The sequence below is a fragment of the Angustibacter speluncae genome (genome assembly GCF_054777815.1).
The window spans coordinates 61,464-79,721 of sequence record NZ_BAAHAF010000086.1; the positions used below are offsets into that span (position 1 = coordinate 61,464).

20 protein-coding genes are annotated in these 18,258 nt (G+C 75.1%); 9 read left to right on the forward strand and 11 right to left on the reverse strand.

The features are described from left to right. The first annotated feature begins 2 nt into the window (after positions 1 to 2). Entirely contained in the window at positions 3 to 395 is a 393-nt protein-coding gene (locus tag ACYVKY_RS10510; protein ID WP_460434924.1) for a VOC family protein, read from the forward strand. A 9-nt stretch (positions 396 to 404) separates the two neighbouring features. Here the strand turns inward: ACYVKY_RS10510 and ACYVKY_RS10515 are convergent, their stop codons facing one another. Together ACYVKY_RS10515 and ACYVKY_RS10520 are read right to left on the reverse strand one after the other, a co-directional pair. Then, positions 405 to 830: an SRPBCC family protein gene (locus tag ACYVKY_RS10515; RefSeq protein WP_460434925.1), complete on the reverse strand. Its 426-nt coding sequence runs from the start codon at positions 828 to 830 to the stop codon at positions 405 to 407. Between the two features lie 21 nt (positions 831 to 851). Further along, positions 852 to 2,300, reverse strand: coding sequence for an LLM class flavin-dependent oxidoreductase (locus ACYVKY_RS10520; RefSeq protein ID WP_460434926.1), 1,449 nt, complete (start codon positions 2,298 to 2,300; stop codon positions 852 to 854). Between the two features lie 49 nt (positions 2,301 to 2,349). Between ACYVKY_RS10520 and ACYVKY_RS10525 the strand changes: the two genes are divergently transcribed. The 3 genes from ACYVKY_RS10525 to ACYVKY_RS10535 are packed head-to-tail and all read left to right on the forward strand — an operon-like array spanning position 2,350 to position 4,414. Next, positions 2,350 to 2,772, forward strand: coding sequence for an HIT family protein (locus tag ACYVKY_RS10525; RefSeq protein ID WP_460434927.1), 423 nt, complete (start codon positions 2,350 to 2,352; stop codon positions 2,770 to 2,772). Positions 2,773 to 2,774: 2 nt separating this feature from the next. Beyond that, the gene (locus ACYVKY_RS10530) at positions 2,775 to 3,563 is read left to right on the forward strand and encodes an Fpg/Nei family DNA glycosylase (protein ID WP_460434928.1); all 789 of its coding nucleotides are present in this window, start codon (positions 2,775 to 2,777) and stop codon (positions 3,561 to 3,563) included. Next, on the forward strand, positions 3,542 to 4,414 hold the full coding sequence (locus ACYVKY_RS10535; protein ID WP_460434929.1) for a GNAT family N-acetyltransferase: 873 nt from the start codon (positions 3,542 to 3,544) through the stop codon (positions 4,412 to 4,414). The genes ACYVKY_RS10530 and ACYVKY_RS10535 overlap by 22 nt, the downstream gene beginning before the upstream one ends. Before the next feature lie 76 nt (positions 4,415 to 4,490). On the opposite strand, the gene cphA is transcribed toward ACYVKY_RS10535, so the two are convergent. Beyond that, a complete protein-coding gene (cphA, locus tag ACYVKY_RS10540) occupies positions 4,491 to 7,355 on the reverse strand; it encodes a cyanophycin synthetase (protein ID WP_460434930.1) in 2,865 nt (954 codons plus the stop codon). A 45-nt stretch (positions 7,356 to 7,400) separates the two neighbouring features. Continuing rightward, positions 7,401 to 8,354 carry a cyanophycinase gene (locus ACYVKY_RS10545; protein ID WP_460434931.1) on the reverse strand — a complete coding sequence of 318 codons (954 nt, stop codon included), beginning with the start codon at positions 8,352 to 8,354 and terminating at the stop codon, positions 7,401 to 7,403. Positions 8,355 to 8,424: 70 nt separating this feature from the next. Here ACYVKY_RS10545 and ACYVKY_RS10550 point away from each other — a divergent pair, with 70 nt between their 5' ends. Then, positions 8,425 to 8,910, forward strand: a complete 486-nt coding sequence (locus tag ACYVKY_RS10550) for a SixA phosphatase family protein (RefSeq protein ID WP_460434932.1) — start codon at positions 8,425 to 8,427, stop codon at positions 8,908 to 8,910. Positions 8,911 to 8,920: 10 nt separating this feature from the next. On the opposite strand, the gene serB is transcribed toward ACYVKY_RS10550, so the two are convergent. From serB to glgC, 3 genes are read right to left on the reverse strand one after another with little or no spacing between them, the layout of a single operon-like run. Further along, the gene (gene serB / locus ACYVKY_RS10555; protein WP_460434933.1) at positions 8,921 to 10,153 is read right to left on the reverse strand and encodes a phosphoserine phosphatase SerB; all 1,233 of its coding nucleotides are present in this window, start codon (positions 10,151 to 10,153) and stop codon (positions 8,921 to 8,923) included. A gap of 22 nt (positions 10,154 to 10,175) precedes the next feature. Then, complete coding sequence (locus tag ACYVKY_RS10560; protein ID WP_460434934.1) at positions 10,176 to 10,376, reverse strand: hypothetical protein; 201 nt, start codon at positions 10,374 to 10,376, stop codon at positions 10,176 to 10,178. 16 nt (positions 10,377 to 10,392) lie between these two features. After that, entirely contained in the window at positions 10,393 to 11,634 is a 1,242-nt protein-coding gene (glgC, locus tag ACYVKY_RS10565) for a glucose-1-phosphate adenylyltransferase (protein WP_460434935.1), read from the reverse strand. Between the two features lie 46 nt (positions 11,635 to 11,680). Between glgC and glgA the strand changes: the two genes are divergently transcribed. Next, positions 11,681 to 12,886 carry an alpha-maltose-1-phosphate synthase gene (gene glgA, locus ACYVKY_RS10570; RefSeq protein WP_460434936.1) on the forward strand — a complete coding sequence of 402 codons (1,206 nt, stop codon included), beginning with the start codon at positions 11,681 to 11,683 and terminating at the stop codon, positions 12,884 to 12,886. Here glgA and ACYVKY_RS10575 read toward each other — a convergent pair. Beyond that, complete coding sequence (locus ACYVKY_RS10575) at positions 12,863 to 13,663, reverse strand: hypothetical protein (RefSeq protein ID WP_460434937.1); 801 nt, start codon at positions 13,661 to 13,663, stop codon at positions 12,863 to 12,865. The two genes, glgA and ACYVKY_RS10575, sit on opposite strands and share 24 nt — an antisense overlap. Before the next feature lie 76 nt (positions 13,664 to 13,739). Here ACYVKY_RS10575 and ACYVKY_RS10580 point away from each other — a divergent pair, with 76 nt between their 5' ends. Genes ACYVKY_RS10580 through ACYVKY_RS10590 form a run of 3 tightly spaced genes read left to right on the forward strand, consistent with a single transcriptional unit; the run spans position 13,740 to position 16,118 of the window. Then, positions 13,740 to 14,525, forward strand: coding sequence for an ABC transporter ATP-binding protein (locus tag ACYVKY_RS10580; RefSeq protein WP_460434938.1), 786 nt, complete (start codon positions 13,740 to 13,742; stop codon positions 14,523 to 14,525). After that, positions 14,512 to 15,294, forward strand: coding sequence for a sulfite exporter TauE/SafE family protein (locus ACYVKY_RS10585; protein ID WP_460434939.1), 783 nt, complete (start codon positions 14,512 to 14,514; stop codon positions 15,292 to 15,294). The genes ACYVKY_RS10580 and ACYVKY_RS10585 overlap by 14 nt, the downstream gene beginning before the upstream one ends. Next, a complete protein-coding gene (locus tag ACYVKY_RS10590) occupies positions 15,291 to 16,118 on the forward strand; it encodes a TrmH family RNA methyltransferase (protein ID WP_460434940.1) in 828 nt (275 codons plus the stop codon). The genes ACYVKY_RS10585 and ACYVKY_RS10590 overlap by 4 nt, the downstream gene beginning before the upstream one ends. Position 16,119: 1 nt before the next feature. Here the strand turns inward: ACYVKY_RS10590 and ACYVKY_RS10595 are convergent, their stop codons facing one another. From ACYVKY_RS10595 to ACYVKY_RS10605, 3 genes are all read right to left on the reverse strand, one after another. Beyond that, positions 16,120 to 16,902 carry a zinc metalloprotease gene (locus tag ACYVKY_RS10595; RefSeq protein ID WP_460434941.1) on the reverse strand — a complete coding sequence of 261 codons (783 nt, stop codon included), beginning with the start codon at positions 16,900 to 16,902 and terminating at the stop codon, positions 16,120 to 16,122. A gap of 93 nt (positions 16,903 to 16,995) precedes the next feature. Continuing rightward, the gene (locus tag ACYVKY_RS10600; protein WP_460434942.1) at positions 16,996 to 17,607 is read right to left on the reverse strand and encodes a hypothetical protein; all 612 of its coding nucleotides are present in this window, start codon (positions 17,605 to 17,607) and stop codon (positions 16,996 to 16,998) included. Further along, a complete protein-coding gene (locus ACYVKY_RS10605; protein WP_460434943.1) occupies positions 17,604 to 18,224 on the reverse strand; it encodes a hypothetical protein in 621 nt (206 codons plus the stop codon). The genes ACYVKY_RS10600 and ACYVKY_RS10605 overlap by 4 nt, the downstream gene beginning before the upstream one ends. Between the last annotated feature and the right edge of the window lie 34 nt (positions 18,225 to 18,258).

The window sequence follows — 18,258 nt, forward strand, 5'->3', positions numbered from 1 at the left end:
CCATGAGCAGCCACCTGCAGCACGCCAAGGCCTTCCACGGCTTCTCCGTCGACGACGTCGGCCGCGCGCACCGGTTCTACGCCGACGTCCTCGGGCTCGAGTGCGAGGAGGAGAACGGGATGCTGTGGCTCCACGTCGGCGGCGGCCGCACCCTGGTCTACCCGAAGGGCACCGCGCACGAGCCGGCCTCGTTCACGGTGCTGAACCTGCCTGCGGTCGACGTGGAGGCCGCGGTCGACGACCTCACCTCCCGCGGCGTGGTGTTCGAGCGCTACGAGGGCTCCCCGAACGAGACCGACGCCAAGGGCGTGTTCCGCGGAGGCGGCCCGCTGATCGCCTGGTTCACCGACCCGGCCGGCAACGTGCTCTCGGTCATCGAGGACGGCAACGGCTGAGCCGTCTAGTCAGGTGGTCCCCTCGGCCGCGGCCTTGAGGGCGGCCGCCTCGGCGGCGAGGTAGCGGTCGGTCAGACCGCGCAGGAACGGACCCGAGAGCACGCCGACGACGCCGGTCTGGCGGACCACCAGGCGCAGCCGGCAGGCCGTGGCGTCCACCGGCACGACCTCGTGCAGCGCGGTCACCCGCACGCCGGGGCTGGTGGTCTCCCAGGTGAACGAGCGTCCCGGCTCGTGCGCGGTGACCACGTACTCGCTGGTGGGCAGCCGCGGCTGGGTGATCCGGGCCCGGCTGCCGACGCCGAGCGGCCCGCTGTCGAGACGCTCGACCGCGGTGACGGTCTGGACGAGAGCGGGCCAGCGATCGACGTCCTGCACGACCGCCCACAACCGGTCCGCGGGGGCCAGGACCTCCACCTGCGTGCTGCGCTCCATCCGCCGATCGTCCTCGTCCCGTCAGCCCTGCACCAGGGGTGCCAGGCGCTCGAGGTCGTCCGGGCCGTCGAGGTCGGCCACGCCGACGAACACCGTCGAGACGCCCTCGTCGGCCAGCCGCAGGTAGCGGTCGCGCTGCTGCACCGCCGTCCCGGCGTGCTGCCGGGCGGCGAACGCGGCCGCGGACGTGCGTCCGCGCAGGCGCTCGACGCGGCGTGCGACGTCGTCGCGGTCGGTGCCGACGACCGGGGTGTCGAGGACGGTGAGGCGCGGCTCCCGACCGGCCCGGTCGCACGCGTCGCGCCAGCGGGGGAGCACCTCGTCGAGCACCTGGGTCCGGACGTTCACGGCGTCGGCGAGCTCGGCGGCGACCCGCAGCACCCGCGGACCGGAGCCGCCGACGACGACCTCGACGTCGTGCAGCGGCCTGGGGTAGCAGGCGGTCTCCTGCAGCGACGCGTACCGGCCGGCGAACGCCTTGGTGCCCGGCGCCCAGAGCGCGCGCACGGTCTCGACCCCGGCCGCCAGCGCGTCGACGCGCTCCGCCGCCGGCGGGAACGGCAGGCCGAAGCCGGTGTGCTCCCGCTCGAACCAGCCCGCGCCCAGGCCGCAGAACGCCCGTCCGCCGGACAGCACGTCGAGGGTCGCGACCGCCTTCGCCACCAGGCCGGGCGCGCGCAGCGAGACCGGCGACACCAGCGTCCCGAGCCGCAGCCGCGACGTGCGGGCGGCGACGAACCCGAGGGTCGTCCACGCCTCCGGCAGCGGGTCCCAGGCCCGACCGACCTGCGGGATCTGCAGCAGGTGGTCCATCACCGACAGCCCGCCGAAGCCGGCCTGCTCGGCGGCCTCAGCCACCGACGCGAGCCAGCCGCCCGGGTCCTCGCCCCAGGGGAAGCGCGACACCTGCAGCACGACGCCGAGCCCGTCGGCCCGCGCCTGCTCGGTCGACGTCGCAGGAACCGGCGCAGGAACCGGAGCGGGTGCCGCGTCCGAGCCGTCGACCACGTGCACGACGTCCCAGCCCTCCGCGCGGACGGCGACGGCGACCTCCCGCGACCGCCGCGCCTGGCGCGCCAGCGCCGGAGCCGGCACCGGACGGTACCGCTGCCCGTTCCGCCTGCGGCACAGCGCCTCCGGCGTCGACACCAGCACCACGACCGCCGGCACGCCGTTCTCCCGCGCGAGCGCGAGGTAGCCGCGCCGGCGGTCGTCGTCCAGCCCGAGGGTGTCGACGACCGTGGTGAGCCGGCGGGAGAGCCGGGCGCGCACGACCAGGTCGAGCACCGCGAACGCGTCGTCGGTGGCGTCGAGGTCGGCGGTGCCGCTGCCGACGACGCCCCGCAGCGCGTCCGACGAGACGACCTCGGCCGCACGGTAGCGGGCCGCCGCCCAGTGCGACTTGCCCGAGCCCGCCGGCCCGACCAGGACGACGAGCGCGGGGTCGGGCAGCCCGTCCGGTCCCTGCACGCCCTCATCCTGCCGCGCCGAGCCCGGCGGCCGTGGTTAGGGTCGCGAGGTGACCTGCCTGTTCTGCCGGATCGTCGCCGACGAGGTGCCGTCGACGCGGGTGCTCGACGAGCCGGACGTCGTCGGGTTCCTCGACACCCGACCGGTGTTCAAGGGCCACGTGCTGCTGGTGCCGCGGCGCCACGTCGTCACGATCCTCGACCTGCCGGACGACCTGAAGCTCCCGCTGCTCGACGCGGCGCAGCGGACGGCGCAGGCCGCGGTCGACGGGCTCGGCGCGCAGGGGACGTTCGTCGCGATGAACAACACCGTGAGCCAGTCAGTCGCGCACCTGCACGTGCACGTCGTCCCGCGCACCAAGGGCGACGGCCTGCGCGGGTTCTTCTGGCCGCGGACGACGTACGCCGACGACGCCGAGGCCGCGTCCTACGGGGAGCGGCTGCGCGCCGCGCTGCCGGCGGCGGGGGAGTAGCGGTGCCGGAGGGCCACACGATCCACCGGCTCGCGCGCGAGCACAACCGGCTGTTCAAGGGGCAGGAGCTGCGCACCGCCGTGCTGCAGGACCGGTTCGCGGCGGGCGCCGAGCTCATCGACGGCTCGGTCCTGCGCCGCGCCGACGCGTGGGGGAAGCACCTGTTCCACGACTACGGCGCCGGGCGCCACCTGCACGTGCACCTCGGGCTCTACGGCAAGTTCGTCAGCGGACGCCTGCCCGCCCCCGCACCGTGGGGCGCGCTGCGGCTGCGGCTCGTCGGCGAGGACGCCTACGCCGACCTGCGCGGACCGACGGCGTGCGAGCTGCTGACCCGCGCGCAGGTGCGCGCGATCCAGGAGCGGCTCGGCCCGGACCCCCTGCGCCGCGACGCCGACCCGGAACGCGCGTGGACGCGGATCTCCCGCAGCCGCGCGCCGATCGCCGGGCTGCTGATGCAGCAGGAGGTCGTGGCCGGCATCGGCAACGTCTACCGCGCCGAGATCCTGTTCCGGCACCGCGTGCCGCCGTACACACCCGGACGCGAGCTGGATCGCGCGGTGTGGGAGGCGATGTGGGACGACCTGGTGGTCCTGATGAAGGCGGGCGTGCGCGCCGGGCGCATCGTCACCACCGATCCCGCTGACCGCCCGGGTGGACGGGTCACCCGCGAGAAGGCGCACTACGTGTACCGCCGCACCGGCCAGGCCTGCCGGATCTGCGGAAATGCGGTGGTCACTGCCGAGCTCGCCGCTCGTAACCTCTACTGGTGCCCGCACTGCCAGAGCTGACGCGTGACGCGCGCGGCCCGGAGGCCCTCGACCTGGCGACCCGGCTGCTGCAGCGCGCCCGGACGGTCGACCCCGCCGCCGGCGTCTGGGAGGCCGCCGACCTGCACTGGTGGTCGCGCCGACCCCGTCCGAGCGACACGCTGCCGCAACGGTTCTGGCTGCAGGACGGCGAGCCCGTCGCCGTCGCGCTCCTGACCTGGTGGTCGCACGCCTGGGGGCTCGACCTGCTCGTGGTGCCCGGCGCGGACGTCGACGTCGACGAGGTCTGGCAGCACGGCCTGCGGACGGTCGACGAGCTGGGCGCCGAGGCGGTCGAGTCGCTCGTCGACGTCGCGGACGAGGCGTCCACCGCCCGGCTGACCGCCGCCGGGTTCGTCGCCGGCGACCGCTCCGGGTCGCTGCGCGGCGCACCGTCCGACCTCGAGCCGGTGCGCGACCTGCCGGACGCGTACGTCCTCGCCGACCGGTCGACGCGCCCGGACGAGCTGCACCCGATGGCGGGCCGCAACGGGCCGGACGTCGCCGAGCGGCTGGCGCGGTGCTCGCTCTACGACCCGGCGCTCGACCTCGCCGTCGTGGCGCCGGACGGGTCGGTGGCCGGGTACGCGCTGTGCTGGGGCGACCCCGTCACGCGCATCGGGCTGGTGGAGCCGGTGCGGGTCGAGGACGCGCACTCCGGTCGCGGGGTGGCGAAGGCGATGGTGGGTGCCGGGCTGCGCCGGCTGGCCGAGTGCGGCGCGACGTCGCTGCGCATCGGATGGCAGAGCGAGCAGGCGCACGGCCTCTACCGCTCGCTCGGCCTGCGCCACGAGGTGGAGCAGGTGACGTACCGCCGCTCGTCCGCAGGCTGAACGGACGTCGCGCACGCATCCGTCACCTCGCGCACGTCACGACCCGCGCAGCGTGACGAACAGGTACGCGGAGTGCTCAGGCCGGGGTCGGCTGGTCATCGCGGGAGTGCTGCTCGGCCTGCTCGGTGAGCTCGACCGGGTCGAGGTCGGGGTCCGACACCGAGTCCTCGGTGGTGCGGGCACCGGCCTGGGCGTGGTGGCTCCAGCCCTCCAGCTCGGACATCACCTCGCTGTGCTGGTCGACGCAGAGCACCACCAGGTCGCCGGGGTTGGCACGGGTCATGCAGTGCCGCACCGCGTCCTTCTCGTCCAGCACGACCTCGACCTGCTTGCACCGCGCACCACCGGCGTCCATCCGGGCCCGCACGCCCTCGGCGACGAGCCCGGCGGTCTCGCCGAGCGGGCGGCGGCGCAGGTTCTTGTCCTCGCGCACCACGACGACGTCGAAGTGCTCGGCCGCGATCTCGCCGAGCTCGCGCATGTCCTGGTCGCGACGGTCGCCCGCGGTGGCGATCATGCCGATGCGCGACGGCTTGGCGAGGTCGCCCGCGCGCTGGTCGGTGTACCGCTCGACGAACTCGCCGAGCTCGCGCATGCCGGGGGCGTTGTGGCAGTAGTCGACCACGACGTCGACCATGCCGTTCGGCGAGCCGACCTGGATCAGGTTCATCCGGCCGGGGGACAGGTAGTACGACGTCGCGAACGTGCGCAGTCCCTGCCGGATGTCGTGCAGCGGGGCACCGGCCGCGAACGCCGCCCCGGCCGCCGCCAGCGCGTTCGCGACGTTGAACCGCGCGGCGCCGCCGAAGGTCGCGGGCAGCAGGTGCGTCCAGGCCAGCTGCATCGAGCGCTTGCCGTGCCGGATCACGATCATCTCGCCGCGGTCGCTGGGCTCGAGCACGACCGCCTTGCCGCCCCGGCGGCAGTGCCGGTCGATGATCTCGCGCCCCTCCGACCCGGGTGCGCCGAGCGAGAACCAGACGATCTCGCCCGAGCAGTGCCGGCGCATCTCGCGCACCAGCGGGTCGTCGGCGTTCAGCACCGCGGCGCCGTTGCGCGGCACCGCCTCCACGATGACGCGCTTCACCGCGGCCAGCTGCTCGATCGTCTCGATCCCGCGCATGCCGAGGTGGTCGGCCGCGATGTTGGTGACGACGGCGACGTCGTTGCGGTCGTACCCGAGCCCCTCGCGCAGGATGCCGCCGCGCGCGACCTCGAACACCGCCATGTCGACGCGCGGGTTCTGCAGCACCATCCGCGCGCTCTTCGGACCCGACGCGTCGGCCTTGATCACCAGCCGCTCGTCGATCACGACGCCGTCGGTCGAGGTCATCCCGACCTTGCGGCCGAGTCCCTTGAAGACGTGCGCGATCATCCGCGACGTCGTCGTCTTCCCGTTGGTGCCCGTGACGGCGATGATCGGGACGCGCGACGGCGCGCCCGGCGGGAACAGCGAGTCGACGACGGGCTTGGCGATGAACTGCGGGTCGCCGACGGTCGGGTGCGTGTGCATGCGGAACCCCGGGGCCGCGTTCACCTCGCAGATCGCACCGCCGGTCTCGCGCACCGGCTCGGTGATGTCCGGGCAGATGAAGTCGATGCCCGCGACGTCGAGGCCGATGAGACGCGCTGCCTCCTCGGCGATCTCGACGTTGTCCGGGTGGGCGTCGAGGGTGCGGTCGATGGAGATGCCGCCGGTCGACATGTTGCCCGTCTCGGCGAGCTTCACCATCGTGTCGGCGGGCGGCACGTCGTCCATGCCGAACCCCTGCTCGCGGACGAGCTCGACGGCCGCGTCGGTGACGGCGATGCGGGTGAGCACCTTCTCGTGCCCGACCCCGCGCCGCGGGTCGGCGTTGGTGATCTCGACCAGCTCGGCGACCGTGTGCGTCCCGTCGCCGACGACGTGCGCCGGCACCCGCTCGGCGATCGCCTGCATGCGCCCGCCGATGATGAGGCAGCGGTAGTCGCGGCCGGTGATGAACGACTCGACGACGATCGTGCCGCGCTTGGACTGCTCGCGGGCGACGTCGAACGCCGCGCGCACCTCGTCCTCGTCCTGCAGGTTCAGGCAGACGCCGCGGCCGTGGTTGCCGTCGAGCGGCTTCACCACGACGGGGAAGCCGATCCGCTTCGCCACCGACACCGCCTGGTCGACCGTGCGGACGGCGTCGGCGCGCGGCACCGGCAGGCCCGCCGACCCGAGCAGCTTCGTCGTCAGCTCCTTGTCGCCCGCGATGTCGACCGCCAGCGCGGAGGTGTTCGACGTCATCGTGGCCCGGATGCGCTGGGCGTGGACGCCCTGGCCGAGCTGCACCAGGGAGTACTGGTTCAGCCGCTGCCAGGGGATGTCGCGCGAGACCGCCTCCTCGAGGATCGCCTGGGTGCTGGGCCCGAAGCCCATCCGCTGCGCCCGGCGCAGGAACTCCTCGATCGCCGCGACCGGGTCGAAACCCTCCTCCGCCTGCACGAGGTGGTTCACCAGGCGGACGGCGAGGGTGCCCGCCGACAGCGCCACCCGCTCGTCGGTGAAGGCGTACACCACGTTGTAGACGCCGGGACGGCCGCGCACCTGGCGGGTCTTGCCCCGGGTCAGGTCGTGGCCGGCCTCCTGCTGCAGCTGCAGGGCCAGGTGCTCGGTGACGTGGCCGAGCCAGGTGCCCTCGCGCAGCCGTTCGACGAACCCGCCCTGCCTGCCCCGCGAGCACGAGTGCCGTTCGATGCCCGGCAGCAGCGCCAGCAGCGGGTCGGTGAACCCCTCCGGCCGGGCGTCGAGCAGGTCGGTCGGGTACTGCTCCAGCACGCCGAGGTCGACGACGAGGTGCACCGCCGGGTCGTAGGACCACACGTTCGGCCCGCGGTAGACCCGCGTCTCGAGCACGGCCAGGTCCGGTGCGGCCGGGGCCGTCGGGGTGGGCCGCTCGCTCGTCGTCTCGCTCATCGTGCGGGCGTCCTTCCGTCGGGGCCGGCTGGCTGGGGTCCTCGGTCAGTGATCCTCTTGCCGGTGCACGGTGGCGCGCAACCGGCCGGCGAGCATCCGGGCCTCGTCGCGGTCGGCGTGGTGCACCTGGATCGAGCGGTCCGGGTGCTGCTCGGTGAACGACACCAGGGTCCGGCGCTCGAGGTCGAAGCGGGCGCCGGCGGGCAGGGTGTGCACCACGGCACCCGACAGCAGCAGCGGCGCGCCCGATCGCGCCTCGTGCGCGTCCGAGACCGCGTGCTGCGCGTCCAGCACGAACACCGACCCCGACCCGACCACCTCGAGCCAGCGCCGCTCGGTGACGACGGCGGCGGTGTCCTCGTCGATGCCGAGGCCGAGCAGGTTGGGCGAGGTCGCGACGAGCGACATGAGCCGGCCGTAGCGGGCGCGCTGGTCGAAGTGCTGGTCGACCACGACGCCCTCGAGCAGGCCGAGGCCCGCCGACAGCTGGCTCGTGCGGTGCCGCGGCGTCACGCCCTCGCCGCCGAGCGAGATCATGTGCGCGCTCATCATCGACGCGCCCGCCGAGGTGCCGGCCACGGCGACGCCGCGGCTGTTCGCGGCCAGGACGGCGTCGCCGAGCGCGGTGCCGGTGAGGTACTGCGACAGCTTCAGCTGGTTGCCGCCGGTCATGAAGATGCCTGTGGCCGAGGCGGTCCGGGCGGCGAGTTCGGGGTCGTCGGCGGCCGCGCGGCTCGACGGGCGCACGGCGGTCACCTCGACCGCCCCGAGCCGGGTGAACAGGTCGCTGTAGACCTCGACCATCTCCTGCTCGACCGAGGAGGCCGTCGGCACCACGACGATGCGGGCCCTGCCCTTGCCGCCCGCGAGCCGGACGAAGCGGCGCAGCACGGTGCGCCTGCCCACCTTGTCCTCGGCGCCGCCGATGACCACGAGAGGCCCTGGGCCGCTGTCGGTGGAGCGGCGCCGGCGCGCGGGCGTGGTGGTCGGCGCGTCCATCCGCTCACCGTAACGGGACGTCGCCCGGCCGACCCTGGCGACCCGACGGGCGATCAGCGAGGATCGGGTGATGGCCCTGCTGCTGCTCCTGCGCCACGCCAAGGCCGACACCCCCGAGGGCGTCGCCGACCACGACCGCCCGCTCGCGCCGCGGGGACGCAGGGACGCCCCGCGCGTCGGTACCTGGCTCGCCGGCCGCGGCTGGGTGCCCGACGCGATCTGGTGCTCGGACGCCCGCCGCACCCGCGAGACCACCGACCTGGTGCGCGAGGGGCTGGCCTCCCACGGCGCCGACGCCGTGGCCGCTGTGGCGCGGCCCGAGCTCTACGACACCTCCGCCCACCAGGTGCTGCACCTGCTGGCCGGCGCCGACCCCACGACACAGGCGCTGCTGCTGGTCGGCCACGAGCCGACGACGTCGGAGGTCGCCGCGGCCCTGACCGGGCGGGTCCCCGACTTCCGCACCAGCACCCTCGCGGCGATCGAGCTGGCGGACGGCTGGGCGTCGGTCGCCGCCGGTGCCGGGCGGCTGCTCGAGGTGCACACGCCCGGCTGAGCCGCTGAGCCTAGGCCAGCTGGTCGGCCTCCTCGACCTCCTCGCGGCTGATGCCGAGCAGGTACAGGACGGTGTCGAGGTAGGGCACGTTGACGCTCGCCTGGGCCTGGGCCCGCACGACCGGCTTGGCGTTGAAGGCGACGCCGAGGCCGGCCTCGGCCAGCATGTCGAGGTCGTTGGCGCCGTCACCGATCGCCACGGTGCGGGCCAGCGCGAGACCCTCCGCCGCGGCGAGCTCGCGCAGCGCGGCCGCCTTGCCCTGGCGGTCGACCACGGGGCCGTCGAGGCGTCCGGTGAGGCGGCCGTCGACCACCTCGAGCCGGTTGGCCCGCACGTACTGGCAGTCGAGCTCGCGGCCGAGGGGCTCGACGACCTCGGCGAACCCGCCCGACACGAGCCCGAGGGTGAAGCCGAGCCGGCGCAGCGTCCGGCACAGCGTGCGGGCGCCGGGCGTCAGCCGGACGGCGTCGCGGACCTCCTGCAGCACGCGCACGTCGAGGCCCGCCAGGGCCGCCACCCGCTGGTGCAGGCTCTCGGTGAAGTCGATCTCGCCGGCCATCGCGGCGGCCGTCACCGCGGCGACCTCGTCCTCGCGACCGGCGTGCCGGGCCAGCAGCTCGATCACCTCGTCGCGGATGAGGGTCGAGTCGACGTCCATCACGACGAGGCGGCGACCGCGGCGCGCGAGCCCTGACGGCGAGACGGCGACGTCGACGCCGCGCACGGCCGCCTCGCGCACCAGCGCGCGGCGCAGCCCGACGGCGTCGGCGCCCGAGACGTCGAGCTCGACGGTGGTGACCGGGTCGCGCGAGAGCCGGCGGATGCGGTCGATGTTGGCGCCGTTGGCCGCGATCGTCGTCGAGATCCCCGCGACCGCGACCGGCGTCAGCGGGGCGCCCATCAGCGTGACGGCCAGCCGCCCGCTCGGCCGCTCGCGGTTGTCGCCGCGGCCGGTCGAGCACTTCACCTTGAGGTCGAGCTCGCGTCCGGCGCGGGTGGCGGCCGCGATGAGCGGACCGGTGTCGCCCGGGCAGGTGACCAGCACCGACAGCGTGAGGTTGCCCCGCACGACCACCTGCTCGACGTCGAGCACACGTACTCCGGGTCCCGAGAGCGCCTCGAACAGGCGGGACGTCACACCCGGACGGTCCTCGCCGCGCACCGTCACCAGCAGGGTGGGCGTGCGGTCGGTGACGGCGAGGTCGGCGGCGAGCGTCCCGGGCCGCTGCCCGTCGAGAGCCATGGACGCAGGGTAGGGCGGTGGGTCAGCCGGTCCGGCGGCGGTCTCGCCGGTCGGACCAGCCGGTGCGCAGGTACGACAGCAGGCCGACGGCGGCGCCCCCGACGAACCCCCAGAGCGGGTGCGGCATGTCGCCGAGCATCACGTCGAGCAGCCAGAACGCGCCGGCGGTGAGGAGACCGCAGGCGACCAGGACCGCGACGACGAGCAGCAGCGAGCGGCTCACGCGCGGGCCACGGCCGTCACAGCCGGACCTCCTGGCCCTTGCCGATCACCGTGATGCCCGAGTCGGTGACGTGGAAGCCGCGGGCGCGGTCGTGCTCGAGGTCCATGCCGATCGAGGCACCCTCGGGCACCACGACGTTCTTGTCGATGACGGCGCGGCGCACGGTCGCGTGGCGCCCGACCGTCACCCGCTCCATCAGGACGCTGTCGGTGACCGAGGCCCACGAGTGCACGTTCACCTCCGGACCGAGCACCGAGTTCTCCACCGTGGCGCCCGAGACGACGGCGCCGGCCGACACGATCGAGTTCACCGCGTGCCCGATGCGGCCGTGCCAGCCGTGCACGAACTTCGCCGGCGGCAGCGGCGGCGACTGCGTGAAGATCGGCCAGTCGTAGTTGTAGAGGTTGAACACCGGGTGGACGGCGACCAGGTCCATGTGCGCGTCGTAGTAGGAGTCCATCGTCCCGACGTCGCGCCAGTAGCCCTTGTCGCGCTCGGTGGCGCCGGGCACGAGGTTGTCCTTGAAGTCGTAGACGGCGGCCTCGCCGCGGTCGACGAAGAAGGGGACGATGTTGCCGCCCATGTCGTGGGCCGAGGACTCGTCGGCGGCGTCCTGGGTGACGGCGTCGACGAGGGCGTCGGCGCTGAACACGTAGTTGCCCATCGACGCGAGGATCTCGTGCGGGGCGTCCGGCAGGCCGGTGGGGTCGGTCGGCTTCTCCAGGAACGCGCGGATGCGCGAGGGGTCGGCCGGGTCGACGTCGATGACGCCGAACTGGTCGGCCATCGAGATCGGCTGCCGGATGGCGGCGACCGAGCAGGCCGCGCCGGACTCGATGTGGTCGCGCACCATCTGCGAGAAGTCCATGCGGTACACGTGGTCGGCACCGACGACGACGACGATGTCGGGCTCCTCGTCGACGAGGAGGTTCAGGCTCTGGTAGATCGCGTCGGCCGAGCCGAGGTACCAGTGCTTGCCGACCCGCTGCTGCGCCGGTACCGGCGTGACGTAGTTGCCGAGCATCGTCGACATGCGCCACGTCATCGTGACGTGCCGGTCGAGGCTGTGGGACTTGTACTGCGTCAGCACGACCACCTTGAGGTAGCCGGCGTTCACCACGTTCGAGAGCGCGAAGTCGATGAGCCGGTAGGCGCCGCCGAACGGCACCGCCGGCTTGGCGCGGTCGGCCGTGAGGGGCATCAAGCGCTTGCCCTCTCCACCGGCGAGGACGATGGCCAGCACCTTGGGACCCGGCATGCGCTCACCCTAGGGCGGGAGGCCCGGCGGCACTACCGTTGCGTCCGTGGCACGAGTCGACCTGCTGACCAAGGAGTACCCGCCCGCGATCTACGGCGGCGCGGGGGTGCACGTCACCGAGCTCGCGCGGGTGCTGCGCGACCGCGTCGACGTGGCGGTCCGGTGCTTCGGCGACCCGCGCGAGGAGGCCGGTGTCGTCGGCTACCCCGAGGACGGCCGGCTGGCGAGCGCCAACGCGACCCTCTCGACGCTCGGCGTCGACCTGCGGATGGCGGCGGACGCCGCCGGTGCCGCGGTGCTGCACTCGCACACCTGGTACGCCAACATGGCCGGTCACCTCGGCGGGCTCCTGCACGGCGTCCCGCACGTCGTCACCGCCCACAGCCTCGAGCCGCTGCGCCCGTGGAAGGCCGAGCAGCTCGGCGGCGGGTACGCCGTCTCCTCGTTCTGCGAGCGCACGGCGTTCCTCGGCGCGCAGGCCGTCATCGCGGTCAGCGCGGGCATGCGCGCCGACATCCTGCGCTGCTACCCCGACATCGACCCTGACCGGGTGCAGGTGGTGCACAACGGGATCGACACCGAGGCCTGGGTCCGCGACACCTCGCCGGAGGCGGCCGAGACGGTGCGCGGGCTGGGTGTCGACCCCGAGCGCCCGCTCCTGGTCTTCGTCGGGCGCATCACCCGGCAGAAGGGCCTGCCGTACCTGCTGCGCGCCCTCGACCGGCTGCCGTCCGGCGTCCAGGTCGTGCTGTGCGCCGGTGCGCCCGACACCCCGGAGATCATGGCGGAGGTGACCGAGGGGGTTCACCGGCTGCAGGAGCGGCGCGACGGCGTGGTGTGGGTCGACCGCGTGCTGCCGCGGCAGGACCTGTGCCGCCTGCTGTCGCACGCCACGGCGTTCGTGTGCCCCTCGGTCTACGAGCCGCTCGGCATCGTCAACCTCGAGGCGATGGCGTGCGGCGCCGCGGTGGTCGGCACCGCGACCGGCGGCATCCCCGAGGTCGTGGTGCCGGGGGAGACCGGTTGGCTCGTGCCGATCGAGCAGGTCGACGACGGCACCGGGACGCCCGTCGACCCCGAGCGGTACGTGACGGACCTGGCGGACGCCCTCACCGAGTCGGTGTCGGACGCCGGCCGCGCCCGCCGCTTCGGCGAGGCCGGCCGGGTGCGGGCCCGCGAGCAGTTCTCGTGGGAGCGCATCGCCGACCAGACGCTGGACGTCTACCGCTCAGCCGGGGCCGACCTGGGGTGAGGCGGCGGCCACCAGCGCGCGGCGGGCCACGACGTCGAGGTCGCGCAGCAGCGTCGAGCGCTGCGACGCCTCCCACCCGCTGACGGCGCCGCCGTCGTCGACGCCGGCCAGCGCCACGATGCCCCGCACGCGGCTCGCGGTGCCGAGCACCCGCACCGCCCGGGGGGCCAGGCCCGGCGGCAGCTCGCGACCGTCGGCGGCCGCCGCCCGCACGCCCACGAGGCCCTCGGCGGCGTCGTCGAGCGCGCGGGCCACGTCGAGCCCGGCCAGCGCGTCGGCCGACCGGGTCAGGGCGGTGCGCAGGTCGCGCTCGGCCTCGCCGAGGTCGACGTAGGCCGTCGCCGGCGTCCGGGACCCGGCGGGGTGGCGCCAGCAGCGCCAGCGCACCTGGTGGCCCTGGTCGAGCTCGGACCCGAACGCCTCCACCTCGGGCACCCAGGTCCACGCGTCCGCGCCGACACCGGCGGGCAGGGCCACCACCGCCTCCTCGGCGTCGACGGCCGCGCGCACCGCGTCGGGGACGGCGGGCAGCCCGAGCGCGTCGCCCGGCACGGGCAGCACCGCCCGCAGCCCCGCGGTGCGTCCGGGCAGGTGCTCGAGCAGGTCGCGCAGCCCCGGCCCGAGCGGCGAGGCGGAGAACGGCTGGTCCTCGCCGGTGACCAGGTGCGGCTCGTCGGCGCCGGTCACGACCTCGACGGCGCGGGCGGGGTCGGCACGTCCCTCCAGGACGGCGGTGCCCCAGAGGGCGAGCAGCACCGAGCGCGGCAGGTCGAGCACCTGCCCAGGGTAGGAGGACGCGCGCGCGGCCACGCCCCGGGCGGCGCCGTCCGCCACGGTGACTAGGCTCGCCCGCATGAGCGACGTCCTCGAGCTGGCGGGAGTCACGGTCGTGCGCGACGGGACCGCTCTGCTGGAGGGGATCGACTGGGAGGTCGAGGAGGGCGACCGCTGGGTCGTCCTCGGGCCGAACGGCGCCGGCAAGACCACGCTGCTGCAGGTGGCGTCCGGCCGCATGCACCCCACGCAGGGCGTCGTCGGCATCCTCGGCGAGGTGCTCGGCACCGTCGACGTGTTCGAGCTGCGCCCGCGCATCGGGTTGTCCAGCGCCGCCCTGGCCGAGCGCCTGCCCGGCGAGGAGCGCGTGCGCGACGTCGTCGTCACCGCCTCCTACGGCGTCACCGGCCGCTGGCGCGAGCAGTACGACGAGCTCGACCACGCCCGCGCCGTCGAGCTGCTCGACGCGCTCGGCGTCGCCGACCTGGTCGACCGCCGGTTCGGCACGCTGTCCGAGGGCGAGCGCAAGCGGGTGCAGATCGCCCGCGCGCTGATGACCGACCCCGAGCTGATGCTGCTCGACGAGCCCGCCGCCGGGCTCGACCTCGGCGGCCGCGAGGACCTCGTGGCCCGGCTCGCCGAGCTCGCGCACGACCTCGAGGCGCCCGCGCTCGTGCTCGTCACGCACCACGTCGAGGAGATCCCGCCCGGGTTCACCCACGTGCTGATGCTGCGCGACGGCAAGGTCGTGGCGCAGGGGCCGCTCGTGCACACCCTCACCGCCGAGAACCTGACGGCCACCTTCGGCCTGCCGCTGGTCGTCGAGCAGCACGGGGAGCGGTGGAGCGCGCGTGCCTTTGGCTGAGGCGGCGCTCATCCTGCTCGCCGGGCTCGCGGCGGGGACGATCAACACGGTGGTGGGCTCGGGCACGCTGATCACGTTCCCGACGCTGCTCGCGTTCGGGTACCCGCCGGTCGTCGCGAACATCTCCAACAACATCGGCCTGGTGCCCGGTGCGGCGAGCGGGTCGTGGGGCTACCGCGCCGAGCTCGAGGGTCAGCGCCGGCGGGTCGCGCTGCTGGTGCCGATGTCGCTGCTGGGCTCGGTGGGCGGGGCCGTCCTGCTGCTCGTGCTGCCGCCGGAGGCGTTCGAGGCGATCGTGCCCGTGCTGCTGGCGATCTCGCTCGTGCTCGTGGTGGTGCAGCCGCGGCTGCAGGCGGCGCTGGCCCGGCGGCGCGCCGCCAAGGGCCTCGCCGACGACCACGAGAGCCGCGGCCGCACCGTCGCCACGATGGGCGGCGTCGGGCTGGCGGGCGTGTACGGCGGGTACTTCGGGGCGGCCCAGGGCATCCTGCTCGTCGGCCTGCTCGGTGCGCTGCTGCCGGAGCCGATGCAGCGGGTCAACGCGCTGAAGAACGTGCTGTCGCTCGTCGTCAACGCCGTCGCGGCGATCGTGTTCTGCCTGGTCGCGTTCGACCGGATCGACTGGGCGGTCGTGGGTCTCATCGCCGTCGGGTCGCTGCTGGGCGGCCTGCTCGGCGCCAAGGTCGGCCGCCGGCTGCACCCCACGGCGCTGCGCGCCGTCATCGTCGTGGTGGGCGTGGTGGCGATCGTCCGCATCGTGGCGGGGTGAGGCGGGTGGCCGAGCAGCAGCTCGTGACCTCGCCCGACGACCCGCGGGTCGCGGAGTTCCTGCAGCTCACCGACGTCGCCCTGCGCAGGGTCAAGGACCCGGCCGAGGGCCTCTACATGGCCGAGTCGCGCAAGGTCATCGCGCGGTCGCTGGCCGCGGGCCACCGGCCCCGCGCGTTCCTCATGGGGCACCGCTGGTTCGCCGAGTCGCAGGACCTCCTCGACCACCCCCTGGCCGCCGGAGCGCCGGTGTACGTCGCCGACGACGACGTCCTGGAGACGATCACCGGCTTCAAGCTGCACCGCGGGATGCTCGCCTCGATGCACCGGCCGCCGCTGCGTCCGGTCGAGGAGGTGCTCGCCGGCGCCCGCCGGGTCGCGGTGCTCGAGGACGTCGTCGACCACACGAACGTCGGCGCCATGTTCCGGTCGGCCGCGGGGCTCGGCGTCGACGCCGTGCTCGTGACGCCGCGCTGCGCCGACCCGTTCTACCGGCGCTCGGTGCGCGTCTCGATGGGCACCGTGTTCCAGGTGCCGTGGACGCGCGTCGACCCCTGGCCCGGGGGCGTGCGGACGCTGCGCGACCTCGGCTTCACGGTGGCCGCGATGGCGCTGCGCCCCGACGCGGTGAGCCTCGACGACCTGGCCGCCGACCCGCCGGAGCGGCTGGCCGTGGTGCTCGGCACCGAGGGCGAGGGGCTGACGGCCGTCACCGTCGACGACGCCGACCTGGTCGTGCGCATCCCGATGAGCGGCGGCGTCGACTCGCTCAACGTCGCCGCGGCCAGCGCCGTGGTGTTCTGGGCGACCCGCGCGACCGGCTGACTCAACCCGCGCAGCGCGACGTGCCGAGCGCCGCGAGCCCGGCGAGGTCGCCGCTGCCGTACGCCCGCGCCGGCGAGCCCTGGTGCATCACCTGGGTCGGGTCGTCGACGTGGTCGAGGCCGAGGACGTGACCCAGCTCGTGCAGGACGACCTTCCGCACGGCGGCGCGTCCGCCGGGCTCGTCGACCACCGTCGAGGCCCAGGCGGCGTCCAGCGCGATGACGCCGTCGGCCCGGTACGCCGCCCGGCCGGGCAGGGCCGGGCGCACGTGGCTGATCGCCCACCCGGCCACGTCGCCCTCGAGGTCCGGCGACTCGGCGTCGGTCGACCAGGTGATCACGACGGTGCGGCTGCCCACGAGGTCGGTGGCGTACGGCTCGTACACCGGTCCGTGCTCGGTGCCGCCGTCGTCGCGGAAGACGAACCCGGTGGCCCGGCCCGCCTCCTCGACGGCCTCGGCGACCAGACCCTCGGTCCCCGCGGGTGCGCCGTCCGGGCGGACGACGTAGGGGATCACCAGCTGGCACGGGTCGTAGCCGATCGGCGCGCCCGTGACCGGGTCGACGTCGAGGAAGGCGTGCGAGGAGGCGTGGCTCGGGTCGGCGCCCGCCGGCGGCTCGTTGCCGCCGCTGCGGGCGAGGGCCGCGCCGCCGAGGGCGAGCGCGGGCACCAGCAGGGCGAGCGCCCAGGTCGCGGGCCGCAGACCCGGCCGGGTGGCGGACGGCGGCTGCGGCGGTCCGGGCGCAGGACGGCGCAGGCTGTCCTGCGGCAGCACGTCGTGCACGTGGAGTCCCCCCTGGCGGCCGGGCGCGCGCGTGCCCGGTGGGAGGTGATCGACCCGCCGGGCGCCCGACTTGAGCGGCGCCGGAGGTGGAGGTCAGCGCCCGAGGACCACCACGCCGACGCAGGCGAGCGCCCACAGCACCGACCCGAAGGTGCCGATGATGAACCGCTCGGAGGTGCCGGGGGACCGCAGCTCGGGGTAGCGGCCGAGGCCCTTGACGGCGAGGACGACCGCGATGCCCTCCGGCCAGCCGACGAGCACCGACGCCGCGATCGCCGTCCGCTCGAGCACGCCGATCGTGGCGCCGCCGCGCAGCACCTCGGCTGGTGAGGGCGCCGCGGGGTCCGGCGGGGTCGGCCCGGGTGCGCTCGGCGCGGGTGCGTTCGGGTCGGGTGCGTTCGGGTCGGGTGCGAGCGGGCCGTCGGGGACGCGGGCCAGCAGCCAGGAGGTGACCGGACCGCCGCCGACGACCGCCGTGACGACCGCCAGCACGGCCCCGGCGCCGGACCAGCGGGGGTCGGGCCCGCCCGCGCCCGTGGCAGCCAGCAGCGCGGTCGCGGCCAGCGCGAGCGGCACCAGGACGGCGACCACCTGCCGCACCCCGGCGGCGGCGACCGTGGTGCCGGGCCGGCCGACCGGCAGGACCCAGGCGAGCACCCCCACGACGCAGGTGGCCAGCAGGCCGAGCAGCACCGGTTCGCTCACGCCTCCATCCTGCCGTCGGCCTGCGACAGCAGGTGCGCCGCCGCGCGGCGGGCCCGTTCCTCCTGCGGCCACGACCCGGCGAGCAGGCGCTGGCTGAGCGCCTGCGGGGTGATGCCCAGCCGGTCGGCCGCCTCGGTGCGGGTCAGCCCGGCGGCCACCAGGTCGACCGCCTCCCAGCCGGCGGGGGTGCGCCGCTGCACCACGGCGGCGAGCAGCCCGAGGACCGCCTCGGCGTCCTCGACCGCGCGCGCCCGGCGCGGGTCGGTCGTGGCGGCGACGACGGCCAGCCGGGTGGGGGAGCCCTTCGCGCTGGTGACGGCGGTCCTGGCCGCCTCGTACGCGGGCCCGGCGCCGGCGCGGGCCGAGCGGGGGAGCGGCCGGCGGACCTCGCCGACCCCCAGCCCCACGCTCCAGCGCCCGTCCCGCACCAGCACCAGGACCAGCTCGACGGCGTCCGCCGGGTCGGCCAGCACGCCCTGCACCTCGTCGCCCGCGGTGCGCTCCGGGCGGCGCTCCCAGCGTCCGGCGCGCTCGTCGGCGGTGAGCAGCTCCAGGGCGTCGTCGACCAGGTCGGCACCCCGGCGGCTGCGGCGCTGGTCGGCGGTGAGCACGAGCACGGCGTCCTCCGGAAAGGCTGCAGGGTTGTTCGTC